Annotated in this window: 12 protein-coding genes; 5 read left to right on the forward strand and 7 right to left on the reverse strand. The window is 52.8% G+C overall.

The window, feature by feature from the left end; translation table 11 throughout:
- Nucleotides 1–37: 37 nt before the first annotated feature.
- Both GOX45_RS19290 and GOX45_RS19295 read left to right on the forward strand, forming a co-directional pair.
- Nucleotides 38–1,579: an exosortase/archaeosortase family protein gene (locus GOX45_RS19290; RefSeq protein WP_171103105.1), complete on the forward strand. Its 1,542-nt coding sequence runs from the start codon at nucleotides 38–40 to the stop codon at nucleotides 1,577–1,579.
- Nucleotides 1,576–3,936 (forward strand): tetratricopeptide repeat protein, encoded by a 2,361-nt coding sequence (locus GOX45_RS19295; RefSeq protein ID WP_171103107.1) that lies wholly within the window; start codon nucleotides 1,576–1,578, stop codon nucleotides 3,934–3,936. The genes GOX45_RS19290 and GOX45_RS19295 overlap by 4 nt, the downstream gene beginning before the upstream one ends.
- Nucleotides 3,937–4,155: 219 nt before the next feature.
- Here the strand turns inward: GOX45_RS19295 and GOX45_RS19300 are convergent, their stop codons facing one another.
- Nucleotides 4,156–5,484, reverse strand: coding sequence for a hypothetical protein (locus GOX45_RS19300; protein WP_217350581.1), 1,329 nt, complete (start codon nucleotides 5,482–5,484; stop codon nucleotides 4,156–4,158).
- Between the two features lie 575 nt (nucleotides 5,485–6,059).
- On the opposite strand from GOX45_RS19300, the gene GOX45_RS19305 reads away from it, so the two are divergent.
- From GOX45_RS19305 to GOX45_RS19315, 3 genes are read left to right on the forward strand one after another with little or no spacing between them, the layout of a single operon-like run.
- Complete coding sequence (locus GOX45_RS19305) at nucleotides 6,060–7,796, forward strand: hypothetical protein (RefSeq protein ID WP_171103111.1); 1,737 nt, start codon at nucleotides 6,060–6,062, stop codon at nucleotides 7,794–7,796.
- A gap of 5 nt (nucleotides 7,797–7,801) precedes the next feature.
- Nucleotides 7,802–9,736 (forward strand): trypsin-like peptidase domain-containing protein, encoded by a 1,935-nt coding sequence (locus tag GOX45_RS19310; RefSeq protein WP_171103112.1) that lies wholly within the window; start codon nucleotides 7,802–7,804, stop codon nucleotides 9,734–9,736.
- Complete coding sequence (locus GOX45_RS19315) at nucleotides 9,718–11,256, forward strand: peptidoglycan-binding domain-containing protein (protein WP_171103115.1); 1,539 nt, start codon at nucleotides 9,718–9,720, stop codon at nucleotides 11,254–11,256. Before GOX45_RS19310 ends, GOX45_RS19315 begins: the two co-directional genes overlap by 19 nt.
- A gap of 1,253 nt (nucleotides 11,257–12,509) precedes the next feature.
- Here the strand turns inward: GOX45_RS19315 and GOX45_RS19320 are convergent.
- From GOX45_RS19320 to GOX45_RS19345, 6 genes are read right to left on the reverse strand one after another with little or no spacing between them, the layout of a single operon-like run.
- Nucleotides 12,510–13,880 (reverse strand): FAD-dependent oxidoreductase, encoded by a 1,371-nt coding sequence (locus GOX45_RS19320; RefSeq protein ID WP_371808998.1) that lies wholly within the window; start codon nucleotides 13,878–13,880, stop codon nucleotides 12,510–12,512.
- Nucleotides 13,861–14,727 (reverse strand): oxaloacetate decarboxylase, encoded by an 867-nt coding sequence (locus GOX45_RS19325; RefSeq protein WP_171103119.1) that lies wholly within the window; start codon nucleotides 14,725–14,727, stop codon nucleotides 13,861–13,863. The genes GOX45_RS19320 and GOX45_RS19325 overlap by 20 nt, the downstream gene beginning before the upstream one ends.
- Nucleotides 14,724–15,344 carry a cysteine hydrolase family protein gene (locus GOX45_RS19330; protein ID WP_171103120.1) on the reverse strand — a complete coding sequence of 207 codons (621 nt, stop codon included), beginning with the start codon at nucleotides 15,342–15,344 and terminating at the stop codon, nucleotides 14,724–14,726. Before GOX45_RS19330 ends, GOX45_RS19325 begins: the two co-directional genes overlap by 4 nt.
- Nucleotides 15,345–17,405 (reverse strand): hydantoinase/oxoprolinase family protein, encoded by a 2,061-nt coding sequence (locus GOX45_RS19335; protein ID WP_171103122.1) that lies wholly within the window; start codon nucleotides 17,403–17,405, stop codon nucleotides 15,345–15,347.
- Nucleotides 17,402–19,096: a hydantoinase B/oxoprolinase family protein gene (locus GOX45_RS19340; RefSeq protein ID WP_171103124.1), complete on the reverse strand. Its 1,695-nt coding sequence runs from the start codon at nucleotides 19,094–19,096 to the stop codon at nucleotides 17,402–17,404. Before GOX45_RS19340 ends, GOX45_RS19335 begins: the two co-directional genes overlap by 4 nt.
- The gene (locus tag GOX45_RS19345; RefSeq protein WP_171103126.1) at nucleotides 19,093–19,659 is read right to left on the reverse strand and encodes a tautomerase family protein; all 567 of its coding nucleotides are present in this window, start codon (nucleotides 19,657–19,659) and stop codon (nucleotides 19,093–19,095) included. Before GOX45_RS19345 ends, GOX45_RS19340 begins: the two co-directional genes overlap by 4 nt.
- Between the last annotated feature and the right edge of the window lie 77 nt (nucleotides 19,660–19,736).

A 19,736-nucleotide genomic window follows, 5' to 3' on the forward strand; every position in this document is an offset into this window, starting at 1 on the left:
CTCTGACAAGTTGTAGTCATTTGATAAGGACGAAGATATGCCAACGATGAAGCGGCGTGCCCTGATTGTATTGTTGTTCGTTCTCGCAGCAGCTTTCATCATAACGCTGTTTGAACCAGGCTTTAGGACAGTGTTGTCCGCCTGGCAGATGCCTGAGTACTCACACGGACCAGTGAGCGTAGCCCTATTCGTATTTCTTTTGTTGTTGATCGAGGCGGAACCCAGGAAACAACTGTCCCACGGACCGACTGTTTTGATCGGTGCAACGGTGTTGATAGTGGCTTTGTTGGGTGCGGTCGCGGCTCACTATTTTCGCTTGGGCGAATTCTCTGCATGGGCTTTCGTCTTTACTGCTTTTGGCGCGCACCTCACCCGCGCTGTCCCTGGACGCGTTGCGCCGCTTTGCTTGGTCTATTTTTCTCTGCTTTTGGCCCTTCCGCTTCCAATGGAGATTTTCTGGAAAATCCAGTTTTTTCTTCAGGGCATAACCGCTGTCGCTTCGGTGGGTATCGCGAACGCATTGTTCGTGCCTGTCACTTTGAAAAACAACATAATCGATGTCAATGGAATGTACCTTCATGTGGCACAGTCCTGCAGCGGGTTTAGCTACATCCTACCTCTTTGGTCATTTGCAGTCGTGATGGCCGTCGTTGCGAAGGCGCCTTGGGCGGTGAAACTCATGCTTGTTTTCATCGCCGCGCCCCTAGCGATTTTTATGAATATCGTACGCGTCACACTGATCATCGTTGTTGTCTACCTGCGGGATAGCACCTCCCACGTCACAAGCTACGCGCATTTCCTCGAGGGTTGGCTTATTTTTGTCTTTTCATTGGGCCTTCTTTTTTTGCTGCTTAAAGTCGCACTCAAATACTCTGGCAGTCAGGCTTCTTTGGCTGATTGTTTTGAATTTGACATCGAAAACGTAAAGCAGGGCGCAATGAACGTGATGCGATCCGGCAGCCTGATACAGGGCGCAGCACTCTGTGCGCCTTTGGCGCTCGCATCAGCCACGGCGTGGTTCATTTCTCCAGGCACAATGGCACCTCGGACAGAGCAGCCAGACTTACCAAAGGAGGCGTCGTCCTGGGTCAAAGTACAGGACTGGCAAGGCGAGAGTGATGTTTCTACTTCGGCGGGCTCGATAGAAGTGCAGGGCATCTACGTGCAGAACCTGCCATTTGAGACCGTCGAGTTTGCGCGATTGTCCCGCTCGGGCGAAAGCGCGGCTTTGGCATTTCCCTTGGAGTTTGTTGAAATCGGCGGAGAGTGGGAAGTCGAAGCGATGGGTACTGATATTGTCGCTGTGGCCAATGACCAAATGCTGCACTTAGCCGAGGTCGTTTTAGTGCGCGGATTTCAGAGGCGGATTGCCCTTGTTTGGTTTGAAAACACTTGTGGCACCGCGGCTACCTTGACCGCCGCGAAATGGCTCGCTCATTGTCAGGGTTACGGCACCGGTCAGGTCCACGGAACCTGGCAGCGCGTTTCCGTTGAGATATTCACTACGCCCGAAGCAAGTACCCGTGCCCGAATCCTCCTGCACGAGTTTGCCCGAGGACTGCGTGGTGCTGCGCTATGACTTTTCCTGAATTGATCGAGCTTTTTTCTGGTCCCCTCGCGCTTGCGTTCATCGCCGCGACTGGGGTTTTTACGATCGTGATGGCCGTCACGACGCCTTTTTCCAACACTCCCTTGATGATCGCGCTTTCTCAGCGGCTTTCTGAGTTTCTCACGCCTCAGACCAGTTACAAGGCCATGCCGTCTTGGCATCACGCGTTTATGCAGCGTTTTGATAGCTCAATCGGAACGCGTTTCTTCTCTCCCACGGGCATACTTAAATCCTTTTTTATTTCAGTGTGCTCAGTGGTCTTTTTCGCTGTCCTGCTGTCCAGCGGTTTGGAAACCCGCGCCTTTTGGCAAGACTCTGATGCGCGCGTCGTCTGGGTGGTCGGACTCGGCGTCATGGTCAACGCGGTTCCCGACTATCTCTCATTGCGCCTTACGCGTTTCATTGTCGGACGCATGGCCCGATCATCTACTGGCATCCGGCAAGCCGCTTGGATCTGTACTGACGTGATTTCAACGGGGTTGATCATTTGGTTGAGCATCCACGTATGGCGGTTCTACTTTGATGAACCGGTTTTGAGCCTGACTGAGGTAATGGGCCTCTATTCTCACTATGCAATTTTCTTTTTCTCCACCTTCACGGCGTCCTTGGTGGCTTTCGCGTTTTTTTTGACGCAAAGGTTCAAGATCGCCCTGACCGAGCAGCGCTACGGGCGTGCGCTTTGCGCTTTGCTCGCGGCAGACAAAAACCCAGTACTCACTTTGTGCGTCGCACAGTACTTTGTTCTTGTGCCCGTGCTGTTCGTGATATTTTTGGCAATGAGCAAAGACGAAGAGGGCATCACTCACTTTGATAACTTCCTGTGTCATGCCGCTGGGGAGCGCATATGCTTTTACATCACTCGCCTATCCACAGAAGACGCATCTAAGCTCAACTATGTTCGGCGAGGATGCGAGGATGGGCTCACATTAGAGTGCTTCCAAACGGCCCAGGCGGTCCTCAAGATGACAGTCGAAGAGGGTAATAGGCTTCTACAAAACGCCTGCGCGATTGAAGAGACCGACGCTTGTGGCCTCATTCTTGATCTCGAAGCCAGCGGGGGCGCTCTGAGGATTTCTGACGCGACGTTAGAAGTTACCTGCGAAGAAGATCGTCCGGGGGCGTGTTTTGTGCAAGGCGTACGAAAACTTTCCGAGCCTCACGAAGCGACCAGTTATGCTTCGGGATTGGAAGACTTGGAAAAGGCCTGCCAGGGGAGCATCGCTATTGCCTGTTTCAGCCTCGGTGCGCTCTATGCCTCGGGACAAGCTTCTGGGGTTGACGCAGCCCGCGTCACCGCACTTTTGAAACTTGGGTGTGACTTGGGCGAGATGCGCAGTTGTGCCGCCCTCGGAGTGAGAATGCTTGAAGGTATTGGAGGCGCGCGAAACCCACAAATGGGCACCGGGCTGGTGATCTATGCTTGCGGGCGATCTCTTGGCGATACGTGTTTTGAAAGCACTGCTTGGGCTGTGCACGCTAAGAGTCGGTCCGAGGTCGCAGAAAGGCACTCGGCGGTTCTCGCGCGTGGTGGGTGTTTGGGGCACGGCGAAAGGAGCTGCAATACGCTTGCTCGATTAGCGATCCAATCCCCATCGGCACTAGGAGAAGATATCGAAATCATTCTGAAGGACGCTTTGGCACACAATAATGACCATGGGGGCCTAACACTCGCACTCGCAAATATCCTTTTGGCTTCTAGAGATGTCGCTGAAGCTCAGGACGTATCGCGGCGTTTTGTTAAAGCGAAGCCCTGCGCGCATTCGGCGCGCATGGGTCTCGGTCAGCTCCTAGATCAGAAAGCAGGTGCCCAAGCAGCTTTAACGGCTGTTTCAGGGCCGATATGCGCGGAGTTCAGCTTGCCCTGGACGCTTTATGCGTCAAGCCTCATGGAGAAAGCGGGAGATTTTCTTGCTGCGATCCGTGCGCTTGAATCCGCGCACGTACACGAACCAGGAAATCAAATCGTCATCAACAATCTTGCGTCCCTCATCGCGGAGCATAAAAGTGCCAACCCCGCAGCATTGGCCCGCGCTGAAGAACTTATTGAAAAAATTGTAGAACTCGATGCCCCTCCGTTCTTAGATACGCGCGGGTGGGTTCTAACCTTGAGTGGTCGAGTTTCAGAGGGCTTGCCACTTTTGAAACGGGCTGCAGACGGCATGCCAAACGATGCTTTGGTGCGGTTCCACTTGGGGATGGCCTACGAACTAGCGAACCAACCTGTCGAGGCACAAAAGGAACTCGAGGCCAGCCTTGCCATCGATCAAAACCACCTTAGAGCTACTGAGGCGCGCGAAATGATCGCGCATCTGGCGGGAAAGCCTTGAGCCCAGATTGCGTGACGCTCCAATTTGATGACTGCTTTAGGTCTGTACTGCGCCTTTAGCCGCAAGAATTCAGAAAGCGGCAATGTCCGCATAGCAGCTGCTCGTCTGATCGGATCGAATAACCGCACCGAGGTCTTCAAACGCAGCAATTTGACAATGCACTTATTGTAGGTACAGGCCGTAAATTGGCGAATGCCAATAGCCCACCTAGTATTTCCGCTAATTCGCACCGGGGAGCTTTAGCTGAAGTGGAAAATGATCCGAGCCAAATACAGTGAATTTGCCTGGGACTACGTCGCCATTCGAGTCAACAACGTGTTCGCGTTCGCCCACACGTACCCCCTGTAGTTCCGCGGACGCAAGTCGTCCGGCAATATAGATATTGTCGATTGGCGAAAGTTGAAAGCCATCGTTGGCATATGTCGGAATGTTGGGATCGATCAAAGGGCGCATTGAGGCTCCTGAAATACTTTCGCTTTGCATAATGAAGTGGGTGTCGTCAAATCCGTCAGGACCTGTGCCCGCTTCGCAAGTCTCAGGAACAATTTTTGTTTCGCAATCTAAGGGAGTGGGAACACATTCAATGTTCAAATCAGTCCCTGCCTTTCCTGGCTCGATTAAAGGAGTATTAAAGTCACCCGCTACGATTACAGTTTTGGTGCCGTCCTCGAGATCTTTTGCAACAAGCCACATAAGCGCTGCTGCAGCATTTTCTCGAGACACGGCATTGTCCAAGTGTGACTCAGTAAAACCTCTCAACTCTTGTTGGTTTTCCTGTTTTCGCAAACTGCGAACTGACCCCTTCAAGTAAAGATCATCGAGGGGAGACAGCGCAGCATCGATATCATTTTCGTAACTCGGAATCTTTTCCTTGATTCGTCTCAAGTTTCTTCTAGCGTCCGATAAGTTCCGATTAACTTCGAAGCATATCGCGGGGTTATTGGACTTAAAATGAACAGGGTAGATAATGAGACCATTTTCTAGTTCTACCCTGAGCAACCCGCGCGTTACCCGCATGTTTCTGGGGGCGCCGCTTGAGTGTTCAGGCAAAATTCCTTCAGGCACTTCAATGTCTGCAATTGCATCGTCGCCAAGTAGCTCGATGGATCTGTCAGGTTTCACCCAAAAAGGGCCGTCCGCGAACTTCGCATTAAAGCTACCGCTTGTGGTCTTCTCATGCTGATATTCAGTTACGGAGACCACCGTTATTGTTGATGCAACGGCAACCTCCAATCCGAAAAATATCACTTCAGAATCTTTGCCGAAGTCACTTACGACAACATGCGGGTTTGCCATGCCCATATTGCTTGCAATTTCTTGAGCAGAAGCAACCGAGTTGATCTCCTGCAAGATGAGGATGTCTGGTGTTCCGAAACCTGTCGCGTCATTAGCGGCTTGCTCAAAGTCCTCTTTACGACGAATAACATTCTCAACACTGCCTTGTTCAACATTCCAGTTTACAATGTTGATGGTCTCAGCGAAGGCATCGCAGGGAACAAGGTTTTGCATGGCAGTGAATAATGAAAAAGATACGATGCTCCGGGTCATAAATGATGTAGTAATCATTTGAAAATCACCTCAAAAATTGATGCTGTTCCGCAAGTATAGTATATGTTCGAACGAAAAGAAGCGCGGTTCTTGGGGCGAGAAGTGTGCGCGGATGGCCGCGCTGGCGCAATTTAAGATCTCGCGGCAACACCGTCTTGCCGCTCCAAGGTCCAATGGTTTCCGATCTCGACAATCTACCGCTTATGCACGTTTCTAGGTAGGGCCGATGCGGTGGACCTTTCGCTCGCCACAAGAAGCTACCCAGGGTCTTTCTCGTTCTGATAATAGACGCCATACCATCTGCAAGTTCTGGTTAGCAGCGGAGCCACGACAACCAAATTGGAAAACACTGAAGGCATATTTGCAAACAATTGAGTTCGTAAGTTACAAGTCGATGTGTATGTACGACTACTAGGCCGAGCGGCTGGAAGAACATTCGGGCGGATCTCTCACAGCAACGGTTGAGCTTGGCTCATCGCTGGTAATGGCTATAGTTGAATATTTTCCTTGTCTAAATTGTTTGGCTCGCCTTAATCTGTTGCCATTTACGACAATAGGCGTTTAGGGAGTATAGTTTGCTTTCTTTTTTTAGAATTTATTTACTACTTAGCTTCGCGGCTTTTGGCGCTATGCCCGTTTCTGCGAACCAAAATAGAAATCTCATCGTAGTGCCGGGCATATTCGGTTCAGTGCTATCTGATGAAGCGGGAAATCCCGTTTGGGGCAAGGCAAACTCAATAACCCGAAAGCAGTTCACCCGTCTAAATCTTTTACCTGTTGGAAGTGACCCCGAAGATCTCGCCGCAACGGATGTTCTGCGCGAGATTCCACTTGTCTTTGGCGCGTTTTCGATAGGGCTATACGGGCCACTCATCGACGAACTTACTAAAGTGCAAACAGGCCCTGCCATCACACCGGAACTTAGAGGAAAGGCAAAGTACACAGAAGGCGACAATCTGTTCGTCTTCAAATACGACTGGAGACGCTCAAACTTTGCGAATGCCAAACACCTAAATGATTTTATCAAGGAAAAAGTGCCCGATGGTGAACAATATGACCTTGTCGCGCACAGTATGGGCGGCTTAATAACCCGCATTTTTCTGAACGAAGTTCGGCCCAGAGATGTCTGTACAGATCCTACAACAACGATTGATTTAACGAGCACTGAACTCCGTTCGTTGTGCTCCGCTTTGTATGGACACTTGTCTAAGGGCATATGGCCATCGGATGTACTGAACGCTTCATATAGTGAGGCTGACAGGCTGCATACCTTTGTTGAAATTGCAGTTCCACACAGAGGTTCCGTCAACGTGGCTGCCACGTTTGCGGAAGGATGGGGGCTTGTCACAGACGTTTTTTTGGGAGGGAAACGCCCAATACAGAACATCATCTTGTCTTTCGTTTCCCCTTGGGAGCTGGCGCCGACTTACGATGGATGCTGCGCACTTGGAAAACAGGAAAATACGGGGATCAATCCTCGTGGTGAACTACCCAATAAGGAGGTTGAGCCGCTGAACAGGGAGTTTTGGCTTGAGAAAATCCTCGGTTTTGGATTGAGCAATTGCCCTTACAACAACTGTAAGCTGAAAAAGAAGGTTGTGGAGATCGGATTGAATAACAGAGCGTTGATTGATCAGGTCATCGACGCAGGTGTGCCGGACTCTGTGCAGTCGCATTACGTAATAGTTGGTCGATACGTCGGGGACTCCTACGACACTGTTTACATTAACCACAACAGCGAGGGCGACGGTGACATGATCGAGTTCCGCTCGACCGTGAGGGGCGATGGGACAGTAATCGAATGGAGCGCAGCGTCAGAAGATGGAAGTCTTAACTATGCTTCGCGGTCCAAGCATGCATTCATCGTCGGCAGCCCAGCAGTTGCAGAGCACCTTAAACACATGGTTGTAGATCCAATCATCGATAGACCGACCCTCGTTAGTAACAACACCATTCTCTTCGCGGGTGGTCATGTGGAAACGATTGAGTTTGGCGCTTCCACACAGTTCATCCGCGAAGGCGCAAGTCTTCAGGTTAACCTGTCCATGTCTGAGTTTTCAGCCTTTCGCTTTGACCGACAGAGTGCAAGTCAACTGGACGTGGTTTTTTCTTTTGAGGCTTATGCGGGCGAGGCAAGTACCTCACAAGTCAGCGCAAAAATTGCCGACCCCAATTTGTTGGCCAATGGCACTGCGGTTTTTCAAGCGGAACTCAACGCACCAGAAACAACAGGTGTCTATGCGCTCGTTGCCTCTTCAGACGGCAACGAACTGATGCGAGAAGTCATCTATGTGATGGATCAGGAAAAATGATGCGAATGGCACAATTTATACTTGCCTTGTTCTTAGTTTTTGGTGGGGCTGCGGCGAGTGCCGAGAACCACGAAGATGAGGCAGAGTCGTCGGTGTGGCCATTGGATATTGGTATTCACCAATTGTTTTTGGTTAACGTCTCTGGCGATCTGCGTGGCGGCGGAACGTATAGCGAGGCGGGGACAGCATTTGCGATAGGTCGGAACACCTTGATGACGGCTCATCATGTCGTTGGTGATCCATTCAGCTTTGAACAAAAATTTATGCAACTTATGTCGCCTGAGCGAAAAATCTCTGCTGTGACTTCTAAAGAAAGGAACTCCGCGAACAATGACGTGGATCGCTTTCCAGGTGGATTTGCAGCCAGTTCTCCGATCCAAACAGTAGATGCAGCGCGTATCGATTTCCCCGACGGGATAGACACGCGGCCTTTCGCATTGAGTGCGTGCAAGCCAAAGAGCGCTAAAGAAGAGTTCCGCGCCATAATTTTCCATCCGAGGACTGGTACTAAAACACCGGTAGAATTGACGCTTAGATATGACCCGACCACTACATCCAAGCTGACCGGTGCCGCCGTCTTCGTAAATACGAGTGACGCATGGATAATTCAGAAGGGAAACAGTGGCGCTCCGGTGCTGAACAATAAAAACGAGGTGATAGGTTTGGTATCGCAACGGGAAGATGCTGAAGCGGTCAAAAAGCATGTCCATGTCACGCTGACGGAAGCGTTCTTACCGCTTATTCCAAAAGACATTATGGTCGATTGTACTGACCGCAACGTGGAGCATCGAGTCGCAGTCTTGGAAAGTAGTGTTGAGCGTATTGACAAACTCGTTTCAGAAAACGCGACGCGGCTAGAGCAACAATCCGAGTTGTTGCGATTTCAGACGAGGCGCCTCGATCGCCTGCAATATGATCTCACACAGCTGAAAGATGAAGTAAACCGACTGACCGTGAAACAACGGTCAACCGGGAGCGTAGCTGAAATGACAATGAAGACGCTGACGGACAATAATGACTTTATAGAATACCTACGGTCTGTGTTCGGCGAAACCGAAGATATCAAACAAAAACAACAAGAAATCGAAGCTGAAATGGAACGTTTGGCCGTTCAAGCCGGACTGACCGATCAGCCACTCGTCCCCGCGGTCTATACAATGCGGCAACACCTCAGCCGCGAAAATTGGTCGATGACTGTTACTAGCGGAGCTTTTGGCGCAGACTTCGCTCTCAGTTACGAACGCGATTTCGCAGTGGCTCCGTTCAGCCAATCGATGGAGTTTTGCTTTGCACCTTTTTTGCCTTTGCCAGAAGATTCTACCTCAAGGCAGAACTATAAAAAACAAGACTTTTACAGCTTGGTCAATCTTAGCGATCTCGAAAAAGCTCGAAATTCAGGTAACTTAAACGACTTGCATTACAGATGTTTGGGAAGCTCGCACACAGAGGCACGGGTAGAACAGTCCAAAGTAGCCAACTCTGACAGCGACGAGGTTTTGGGAGGTGTGTACTTACATTCTCTCAGAAGTAGAGATATGGCTCTAGTCGCTACCGAGAAGCTCAAAAATCTAAAAGCAGAACAAAGCACGCTGCGAAGGGTGAGCGACGACGCATACTGGAACGGTGTCGGTTACCTTGCAGTCATTAAACCAGCGGACACCTTTTCCGGCGAACGAACGATTAAGCACTATCTCGTCGACCTAGAGCCTCTTGGTGAAGAAGGCTACGATACAAATTCAGCAGTAATCCCTTGCCTTGAGTTCGATGGTATAGAATCAATCACCGAGTTGCTAGAAGAGGTGACTGTTTATCCCAAAGAAGATACACTGGCGCAAAATGCGGGCGCCAACTCGGAATCCGCCAACAAACCACCACTTGTTCTTGAGCAGTCAAAACCAAAAACACCGACGGACATACCGGCATGTGTACAAAAGTCTTAGCAGCGAAGTGTCTTGCACTTTCCATTATTGCGCCTTCTGTGGCGGCGCAAGATTCCAACCAAGGTATCAAAACTCTCTACAATCTGCTGAGTATTGAAGCCTTGGCTTTTGACATTCAGTCGACGGACGAAACCGAAGGCTCCGTGAGAAATGAGCTTATCGTAGCGACGGGAGGCACGATAAATCGCTATTCGCTCGATGGCACGTCCGCACCCTTACAGTCTTTCACAAAAGATATGATCGTATCTGATGTGAAAGTGAGCCCGTCGGGTTTGATTTTTTCAGCGGGTCAGAAATTTGACGCTGACAAATTCAGACTGGAAGGCGGTCGCATTGTTGGGTACCGCCGGGCGGAGGATGGCTCCCTGCTGGACTTCAATGTCTATGGCGTCCCCGATACTATCGTCGGTCAGAGTTCTAATGGCCAAGTCAGTATTTCCGAACAATTCACGTCTGTGGCATTTGACGGGGCAGCTTGGGCATATTTTGCTTCGCCCGTTGATTTTGATGTTTTGGTATGGCCGGATGCCTATGTCGACGCAGAGCTTCCAGATGGAACTGAGCGCCCGAGTATATCACTGAAGTGTAGCACTTCTAGCCAATTCTCGATCGCAGAACTAAGTGGCAGCTTTGTATATCTCTCATCGACGACCAGAGGTGCACAGATTGAAGTCGGGAATTTGGAACAGGCTTTGGACGCAGCGGTCGACTTCAGACCGAGGTGCATTACACCAAGCGATGACATTTCGAATACCGGCGGCATTCCGGGATTTGAGTATGTCCGTCACAAAGTGATCAACGTTCCAAATCAAGACGGAACCGGATCGCACAAGACGCAACTGTTGGTTCTGGAACCAAATGCCGGCACCTTGCTGCTTTACGATTTCGTAGAGTTGGAGGATGCCGTTCGTATCAGAAAGAGCGGCGTTCCACCCATCAATCTTAAAGAATTAGCAATTGGTGAAGATAAACAGCTGCGTTTCAATTTGTTGGATGCGACTTCGGACGGGTCGATGATTTTCGTGTCCGGTTTGTCAATGGAGCATGTCCTCAGATTTTCGATCGCGGACGGTAATTTCCGTGAGGCCTTGCCCATGAGAGTCCATCGACCCATAAAAAGATTGGAGTTGAGAGACGATGGTGAATTTGCCGCTGTAGGGGTTGGCGAAAGTTTCCACGGAGGAGATGTATATTTGCACGTTATGACCGCGCAATACATGAACAACCTCTTTGTGTTGAAAAAAAATGTCGAAAGGCCTTTGGCTGTCATCGACAAAAGAGATGACAACCTAAAGTCGATACAAAGAGGTTTAAACAAATTTGGATATGACGCAGGTGATGTCGATGGCATTGCTGGGCTAAAAACTTTTTTAGCAATTGATTCGTTTTTGGAGGGGTTAGTTGAAAGTGGTGAATTGGAAGGCTCAGCGGATAAAGACCCGAAGCAAGAGTTAAAGGCTGAGATATTGACCTTCTTTCCAACATCTCTTTCGCAGTCACAAGCTCTGGCGGCCAACTAGTAGTAAGGAGTTTTGACTATGACGACTTTGATTCCGTTGATTATTTCAGTGGCTACTTGGTCGCACTTTGACGCTAGTAAGATTTCACATTGCGATCCGATCGTAACTCTTACTCAAAGTGGTCAGGTTTATTGCTGCAAGTCTAAAAGTGGACGGTCTTGTTGTTCTTCGCGCCTCGATTCTTCGGGTCGTCCAAATGGGTGCAAGTGCTGAGACGCAAGAGCGTTTTACGTATAGTAATTTGGTAGCTCCAGTGTTTTTGAGAGACCCAGCCACAAAATGTCCGAGTGTTTTGATTTAGTGCTGATTGGCGCCAAGTTAGACACTTGCGCACTGGCGCGAGCGCCCGCGATATGAGGTCTTATATTTGCGAAGCTTTCGGTTTTTGAAAGCTGCAACTCTTCAGCGCAATACATATGGATCCAGCCCTAGCCTAAGACCTCCAAATATTTGAAATAGGTCTTTCAGAGCTGGTTGGGCCGCGTCATCTAATAATTTCACTCTTCGGCCGCGGACAGAACTACATAGGTCTGGCAAGTGATCCGGTCAGATGACTTTAGGATGTGATAGACCGAAGCCTCTGATACAAATTACTTTTCTCGGTCTGTGAACTGCACCGCCAGCTTACGCAGTGAACATGCCGTTCGCTCGTCCGGCGCGGGGTTTGTTTCGAGCGTGCCATGCTGATCGCTTGTTTGGCACTGGTGAGACGAACGCTTCTGTTTGTTGCAAAAGGCGGCTTTGTCCGCAGATCAGTCATTCATGTCTGGCGCAGCGAACGTCCACTTCGAGCCAAAGGTGACCTTCCCGCATTACCTTTGAGTTAGCGAGAAGCAGCCTTGATGGGGAATTCGATTGGGTTTTTTTTTGGCGTTTCGGTCGACACAGATTGAGCCGCAATCTTACACCAAACACAAGTGCATTATATGTTTGGGAGCCGGGGTTCTAAAGCCACTAAACGTCAACGGTCAAAGTTGGGTGATCAGATATACACAGTGGGTAGAACGCATCTTACGTCGTCCGGCCTTCTGATCCATCGGCGGCGGGTTCCGCCCAAGTCGCGGACACTGTGTGCAAGTCTTCGTGAAAACTCGACCGCCGAGCAAGGCTGGCAGTTGCTTCGCGTTCTGCAACCATGTCATTGCCTTCAGACCAACCTATTCTTCCGAACACCATCAAACCGCCTTCGAACGTTTAGCTCCCAGACAGAACGACACCACCGGTTCCGATAGTTAGAATGCACAAATTTGGCATCACGCACTCAACCCAGCTATGCGACCCAACACAACGGCACTCAGCAAGCCATTTCCGGAAAGATACCCGCTGTCCCCTTTGCCCGACACACCAACAGCCGCGCCGCCGCCTGCATAAAGATTGGTGAATGCGGAACCGTCCTCTTTGAGGACGCGCGCAGAGGAATCAACGCGCAAACCGCCTTGGGTGTGGAATAGGGCTCCTGTGACGCGGACGCCCATGTAAGGTGGCGCCAAAGGTGGCGGTTTGAAAGACCGGCCGAATTGATCCGTGCCGCCAATGGGGATTTCTCGTATTGTTTGCTCCAAAGCCAAAGATGGTAGGCCTAGCGCCTTCGATAGGTGTTCGATTGTATCAGCGGATCGGATCGCACCTGTCTCCTCCGCGCGCTTGAAATCCTCGAACTGGCGCGCAACGGCAGCAATGCGGCAGTCAAAGATGGCGAAGGCTTCTCCGTCGGGCTGCGCCAGCACCGCGCGGGCGGCCTCAGAATAGCCTTGTGACTCGTCCCAGAAACGATGACCGTCGCGGTTCACCTGTATGCCGCCTTCGGTAATCACCGCCCAGGTTATCAGGATTCCATTTGGGTGCGCGACATTACCATGGCCTTGGTATGCCCCCAGGTTTTGCAGCCCGGCACCCAGCCCCTCTGCCCACAGAACAGCCTCGCCTCGGTTACCGCTATGCCCGAACCACAATGCATCTTCGATTTGCGGCATATGCTCGGAAACGAGGGCGGGGTTGCCACCAAAACCGTTGCAGGCAAGGATAAGCCGGTCGCAGGCAACGGTTTCCACTGTTGCGTCCGGGCCTGTTACGGCAACACCTGAAATCTGGCCCTGATCCCGATAGAGCGTTGTCGCGCGGCGATTGCAGATGATGTCCAAACCTTCTCGCTCGCAGGCGCTGCGAAGCGCGTCGATCAACTCTTGTCCCGAGCGTGTCGGCAGCCCGTGCATCCGACGGCGCGAGTGACCGGGGTAGTCAAAATCCGCGACAACCGAGAAGGGCAGGGCGTGGCGTTCAGACAGCCAGTCGATTACTTCCGCGGCATTGCTGGTCAACAAATCGACCAGCGCTTGATCGTTTTCGCTGTGGGCCTTCGACTGAATGTCGCTGGCAAAGAGTACCGCATTGTCCATGATCCCCGCGGCTTGTTGAACTTTTGTGCCAGAAGCAGGGATCAACCCGGCGGACAACGCGGTTGAACCGCTTGGAACCGGATCGGCTTCGATCACCAGCACGTCCTGTCCCGCCTCCGACGCCGACAGGGCCGCGACCAGACCGCAAGCCCCTGCGCCGATGATCAGGGTACCGGTCTTCAGATCAAACCGATCGGGTGCAACACTCTCAACCTTTGGCGTCATCATAGCGGGCCCCGGCATCGAGCATCTCGGCGGTTCCGATGACTTCGTTCAGACCGCCGAAGTCGAACATGTTCTGTGCGAAGGGCTTGTTCGAGCCATTCTCTGCCAGGCTCTGATAATAGGCCTGAGCGGTTTTGGCCAAAGCCCGGACGATCCCGCCGGGGAAAATGACGATGGAATAACCCTGAGCCTCTAGATCGTTAGCACCAAGTATCGGGGTCGCGCCACCTTCGACCATGTTCGCCAACAGGGGAACGCGTGGGGCAAACTGGTCAGCGATGGACGTCAGCTGGTCGCGGCTTTGCGGAGCTTCGAGGAAGAGTACATCCGCACCAGCTTCAAGATATGTTTCTGCGCGCTCGATAGCTGCGCTGAAACCCTCAACGGCGATGGCGTCCGTGCGGGCAATGATTAGCATGTCACTTCTGGCGCGCGCGTCGGCCATCGCTGCTATCTTTCCAGCCATTTCCTGCTTCGGGATAAGGGATTTGTCCGACAGATGACCGCAGCGCTTCGGAAAGGTTTGATCTTCGACTTGCAGTGCGGACGCACCGGCTCGCTCATATAGTCGCATGGTACGCTGAGCGTTCAATGCGTTTCCAAAGCCGGTATCGGCGTCGATGATAACGGGTAACGAGACCCGATCGGCAATCAGCGTCATCGTGTCCGCCATCTCAGACGCCGTGGATAGCCCGATATCGGGACGGCCAAGTCGCGTGTAGGCAACAGCCGCGCCGCTCAGATATAGCGCCTCGAAGCCAGCTTTTTCAGCCAGCGAAGCCGTCAAACCGTCATACACGCCCGGTGCAACCAGAATTTTTTTCTTTGCCAGTCGGGATTTAAGGCTCATTTGACTCCCTCCAACCAGTTCAATATTTGATCGCAACTTCGCTGATGCGTGACGGTGCCCAGTGAGAGGAGTGTTGCGTCATGAACCTCTTGCCGAAAGGCGGCACATCCGTCTGTCAGCATAACGGTGTCGATATCCCGCAAATGCGCATCGCGCAGAGTTGAGGCAACGCCGCCATTGGTCACGATGCCCCCAACGATCAGGTTCTCGATACCCAAAGCGCGCATCAGATATTCCAGCCGAGTCTGATAGAAGGCAGAGTAGGCAACCTTTTCGATGACGAAATCGCAGGGTTGCAACGTATCGACCAAACTGTGACCAAACCCGCCCGGCGCGAAGTCGCCCTTGGTCAGGAACGGACGCAAGTTCTTCAGGTGTGGCGCAATCAATGGCTCACCGTCCTGGTCGGGTACAAGTGTGAACTGCGCCGAAAAATAGCGTCCGCCCGCGGCTTGCAACTTTCGCGCTAAGGGCGCGATGCGTGCGGGAAGGGCCGCGATTTCTTGCGCCGACTGGCCAGCCCGGCCATAAGCTCCGTCAGGATGAATAAAGTCGTTCTGAAGATCGATGGTCAGCAGCGCTGTCTGGCGCGGATTCCAGGTTTCTGGTTCGCTCATTCAGTCGTCCTCCCGTGGTTCGATAATCGTGTTGCCAAAGGAGTCCACGCGCCCTTGAAAATCCGGTTCGATCAGGACGGTTGTGTCCGGTTGGGTCAGAATGGCTGGACCTTTTACTAACGTGCCAACCGGAAGCGACAAGCGATCATAGATGGCTGTGTCATGCCAGGCATCTCCGAAGTGAACTTTCCGCGTCGACGAGGGCGTGGCACTGCCTTCTGTTGCCGGAGCAAGTGAAGAAAGATCGAATTTCGGTCGCTTGCCCGTTACAGCACTACGCAGATTCAATATGCGCCGCACGCCGTTTTTCAGCAGTCTTCCATAGGTGGCTTGATAGGCCGTATCGAAGGCCTCTTCGATTTCGGCTTTGCTGGGTGGTGTAACCTTGCCATCTGTCATCGTAACAGTCAGCGCCACCGGCACGGTATGCGTTTGACCGACATAGGCCATGTCCAGCTCGAATGAGATCTCACGCTTGTCGAAGGTGGTCCGCGATGCGTCAAGCAGCGCCATACCCTGGTCCACGTGCTCTTGCATGAACGCGCCCAAAGCAGCTTTGTCCAACTGCGTGACCAGTGTGTTGATCGTCTGTACAAAATCTTGCCGCATGTCGGCGATCACACAACCTAGTGCCGAGGTGACACCCGGATAACGCGGAACGATTGCGCGGGCGATCCCCACTTCGGCCAGCATAGCTCCTGCGTGCAAAGCTCCGCCACCGCCGAACGGCATAAAGGCAAAACGTTTGGGGTCAAAGCCGCGCTCGATGCTTACAAGACGGATCGCTCCGGCCATACGGGAATTGGCGACGCGCAGGATAGCCTCGGCGGCCTCAAGCCTGGACAAACCGAGCGGTTCGCCGACGTGGATGTCGATTGCTTTGCCAGCGGCCTCCACATCCAACCTTTCCAGTTTGCCACCGATTGGGTTGTCCGGATCGATGCGACCCAACACGACATTGGCATCTGTCACCGTCGGGCGATCATTTCCCAGACCGTAGGCAACAGGACCGGGATTTGATCCAGCGCTTTCAGGGCCGATATTTAACAATCCACCCTTATCAACCCAGGCGATTGACCCTCCGCCTGCTCCGATTGTTGTTATTTCGATCATCGGGCTGCGCACAACCATCCCAAAATCGATGGAGGTCTGGGCTGACAACATCGTCTGCCCCTGTGATATCAGCGAGACATCAAAACTGGTGCCACCCATATCCCCCGTGATCACATTGTCGAAGCCAGCAGAATGTGCAATGTAGCCTGCAGCAATCACACCCGCCGCCGGACCCGACAGTGCCGTACGCACCGGAAGGCGGGACGCGGTGTTGACCCCCATGACCCCGCCATTGGATTGCACGATCATGAACTCGCCATCGAACCCGCCGGATTGCAGAGCGTTTTCCAGGCGGGTAAGATAGCCTGAGACTTCGGGTTGCAGATAGGCATTCAGCGCCGTGGTAGAGAACCGTTCGAATTCACGAATTTCCGGTAGGATTTCTGACGAGGCTGACACATGCGGGTTCGGCCAAATCTCGCGTACGGCGGCGACAGCGGCGGCTTCGTTTTCAGGGTTGGCATAGGCATTGGCGAACAGGATTGCGATGGCTTCGCATCCTTGCTCTTGCAATTGCTCCGCCGCTTTGCGCACGGCAACCAGATCGACAGGTGTGCGAATGGTGCCATCCGCCAGTGTACGTTCCGGCACCTCCAGACGGTCGCGGCGATCCACAACGGGTTCGAAATCGCCGCGCAATCCCCAAGTGCGCGGCCGGTCCCTTCGGCGCATCTCCAAGACGTCCCGCAGACCTGCAGTACAGATCACACCTGTCTTGGCCCCTTTGCGTTCCAGCAGAGCATTTGTGCCCGCCGTGGTGCCGTGTACCACTACTGAGATCTCGGACAGATCGTCGACCTCGCGCCCGATCCCGTCCAGGAATCCACCTGATTGATCCGGGCGTGTGGTTGGAACCTTGGCGACGGTTGCGCTCCCGTCTGCTTCGTTCAGAACAAAAACATCCGTGAACGTGCCCCCCACATCCACGCCGATCATACGTCCGGTCATGGCGCAACCTCCCGCCATGTGGTGCCGTAGACCTGATCCGCCTGTTCTGCACTCACAAGACCCCGAGCCACATCTTTGGCGATCGCTGCAGGAGCGCGGTGGCCCGCAGCGCCATAGCCGCCACCGCCGGGTGTTTCAAGGCGAACCGCTTGTCCTTGTTTCAATTCGATCCCTCTCATTTTTGAAACCAGTGGCGGTGCCTTCCACCCATCGTCTTGTTCATACGTGAAGAAATTCATGGCCCCGTCTCCACCGTCGGCGATACCTTTCGGCGCGAACTTGCCGCGTTCGCCGAACAGAAACGCCTGAGCGCCGTTTTCCTCCAGAACTTCAATTTCATAGACAGCCCCAAGCCCCCCGCGATGCGCACCTGTACCTGCGCTGTCGGGGCGCAGAGCCCACTGGCGGAACATGACCGGATAGGCGGCTTCAAGAATTTCCATCGGCGGGATCGTCGCCGTCGAGATCGGAGCGTTACCGTGGTTCAGCCCGTCGCTCTCGACCGAGCCGCCGTGCCCCCCACCATAAAAGCTGAACATCACCCATGGCTGTCCGTTTGAGCGTTTTCCGGCGATAGAAAGCGCATTGATTGTCCCATAAGCGTTGGCGACAACCCGATCCGGTGCGGCGTTGGCGAAGGCAGAGAATACAACATCGATCATTCGCAGAATGGTTTCTGTGTATCCACCTGTCGGGGCAGGGAACTCTGCCGCCAATAGACTGTCTTCGGGCACGATAACTTCGATGGGACGCATCACGCCGGCGTTGGCAGGCAGCGCCGGAAAAACGTGTTTAACAGCCACATAGGCGGTTGCAACGGTCGTGGGGAGGGCGATGTTCACAGGCCCGGCGCATTGCGGAGACGAACCCGTGAAATCAAGCACCATTTGATCGCGTTTGATCTCAAGAGCCAGTTTGATGCGAAGCGGATCGTCTGTGATACCGTCATTGTCCAGGAAGTCTTCGGCTTCCCACCGACCGTCCGGCAAGTCCTGCAACTCAGATCGCATAAGCACCTCGGCCCGATCGCTGAGCGCCTCAAGAGCGGCTGAGACTGTTTCGGCATCATATTCGTCCAGTAACTCGTCCATCCTACGGACCCCAAGATCCAGTGCACCCAGTTGTCCGTTCAAATCCCCCATCGCTGATTGAGGTAGGCGGGTATTACGCAGCAGAATGTCAATAATGTCCTGGCTAACCTCTCCTTTGCGCGCCAGTTTTACCGGCGGCAGAACAAAGGCTTCCTGGAAAACTTCGGTCGCAGCGGGGTTGTAGTTTCCCGGCACCGCACCGCCTACGTCATGCCAGTGCCCAACCGACGCGAGATAGCAGAACAACTTGCCATCACGGAAATAGGGACGCACCAAACGCATATCAGACAAATGTGTTCCGCCGATATGTGCATCGTTGAAGATATAGATGTCGCCGTCTTCCAGATCCCCGTCAGCCGCGGCCTTTTCAATCACCGCTTTCACGGCAAAAGACATCACACCCACGAAGATCGGCAGCCCGGACTTACCCTGAACAAGAGTGTCGCCCGTTGTTGCAGAATACAGACCATGGCTGGCGTCATGCGCCTCGGCAATGATCGGATTAAAGGCCGCTCGAAATAGGGTTGCGTCCATTTCGTCGGCGATCTGTTCCATGCGGCCTGCAAGTACAGAAAGGGTAATTGGGTCAATCTCGCTCATGCCTGCGCCCTTGTTTCTGCAATGTCATTCCAGACATCCTGACGTGTGATCAGATCGTTCTGAATCTCGAACCGGTCAATGAAGCGAATGCCTTCGAATGCTGAACCATCGGTCCATTCACCGGACAACGTTCCCCGGCAGTAAACGATCGCAGCGTCGCCATCGCTTTGCATTGCGTCGAACCCCTCGTAGGTTTTCGCGATACGGCGATACCGGTTTGCCGCCCAACTCCTGAGGTCCTCAAGATCTCGCATGGGCGCGGTTCCGGGAAACTGCATCACGAAGTCCGAGCTGAGCCTTTTCCGGGCGCTTTCAAACGCGCGATCACTCGTTTCGGCCAGGAAGGCGCGCACGATGTGCTCGGGGTCTTGTTTGGCCCGAGCAGGATGTCTGCTCTTGCCGCCGCGATAGTAGTTCTGGTCTGAAATATCGTGGATCACGACGGTCACAAGCTCTGTCGCAGCAGGCACTACGAATCGCACAGCATTGGTCAGCGCCACGCCAAGTCGTTGTTTTTCTTGCGCGCTATAGCCCTCGATCACATGCAATTCGACGATCGGCATGCAAAAGCTCCTCCGATTATTGTATTATCTGTAATACAGGTTGATAAATAATTGTAAGACTATTTTTCGAGAAGCAA

It is taken from the genome of Ruegeria sp. HKCCD7255 (genome assembly GCF_013031565.1).
GTDB lineage: Bacteria > Pseudomonadota > Alphaproteobacteria > Rhodobacterales > Rhodobacteraceae > Ruegeria.

Bases quoted from the DNA above. Each gene is read 5' to 3' on its own strand.
- GOX45_RS19290 (WP_171103105.1), top strand. From the start codon at position 38: ATGCCAACGATGAAGCGGCGTGCCCTGATTGTATTGTTGTTCGTTCTC.
- GOX45_RS19295 (WP_171103107.1), top strand. From the start codon at position 1,576: ATGACTTTTCCTGAATTGATCGAGCTTTTTTCTGGTCCCCTCGCGCTT.
- GOX45_RS19300 (WP_217350581.1), bottom strand. From the start codon at position 5,484: ATGACCCGGAGCATCGTATCTTTTTCATTATTCACTGCCATGCAAAAC.
- GOX45_RS19310 (WP_171103112.1), top strand. From the start codon at position 7,802: ATGGCACAATTTATACTTGCCTTGTTCTTAGTTTTTGGTGGGGCTGCG.
- GOX45_RS19315 (WP_171103115.1), top strand. From the start codon at position 9,718: ATGTGTACAAAAGTCTTAGCAGCGAAGTGTCTTGCACTTTCCATTATT.
- GOX45_RS19320 (WP_371808998.1), bottom strand. From the start codon at position 13,880: ATGATGACGCCAAAGGTTGAGAGTGTTGCACCCGATCGGTTTGATCTG.
- GOX45_RS19325 (WP_171103119.1), bottom strand. From the start codon at position 14,727: ATGAGCCTTAAATCCCGACTGGCAAAGAAAAAAATTCTGGTTGCACCG.
- GOX45_RS19330 (WP_171103120.1), bottom strand. From the start codon at position 15,344: ATGAGCGAACCAGAAACCTGGAATCCGCGCCAGACAGCGCTGCTGACC.
- GOX45_RS19335 (WP_171103122.1), bottom strand. From the start codon at position 17,405: ATGACCGGACGTATGATCGGCGTGGATGTGGGGGGCACGTTCACGGAT.
- GOX45_RS19340 (WP_171103124.1), bottom strand. From the start codon at position 19,096: ATGAGCGAGATTGACCCAATTACCCTTTCTGTACTTGCAGGCCGCATG.
- GOX45_RS19345 (WP_171103126.1), bottom strand. From the start codon at position 19,659: ATGCCGATCGTCGAATTGCATGTGATCGAGGGCTATAGCGCGCAAGAA.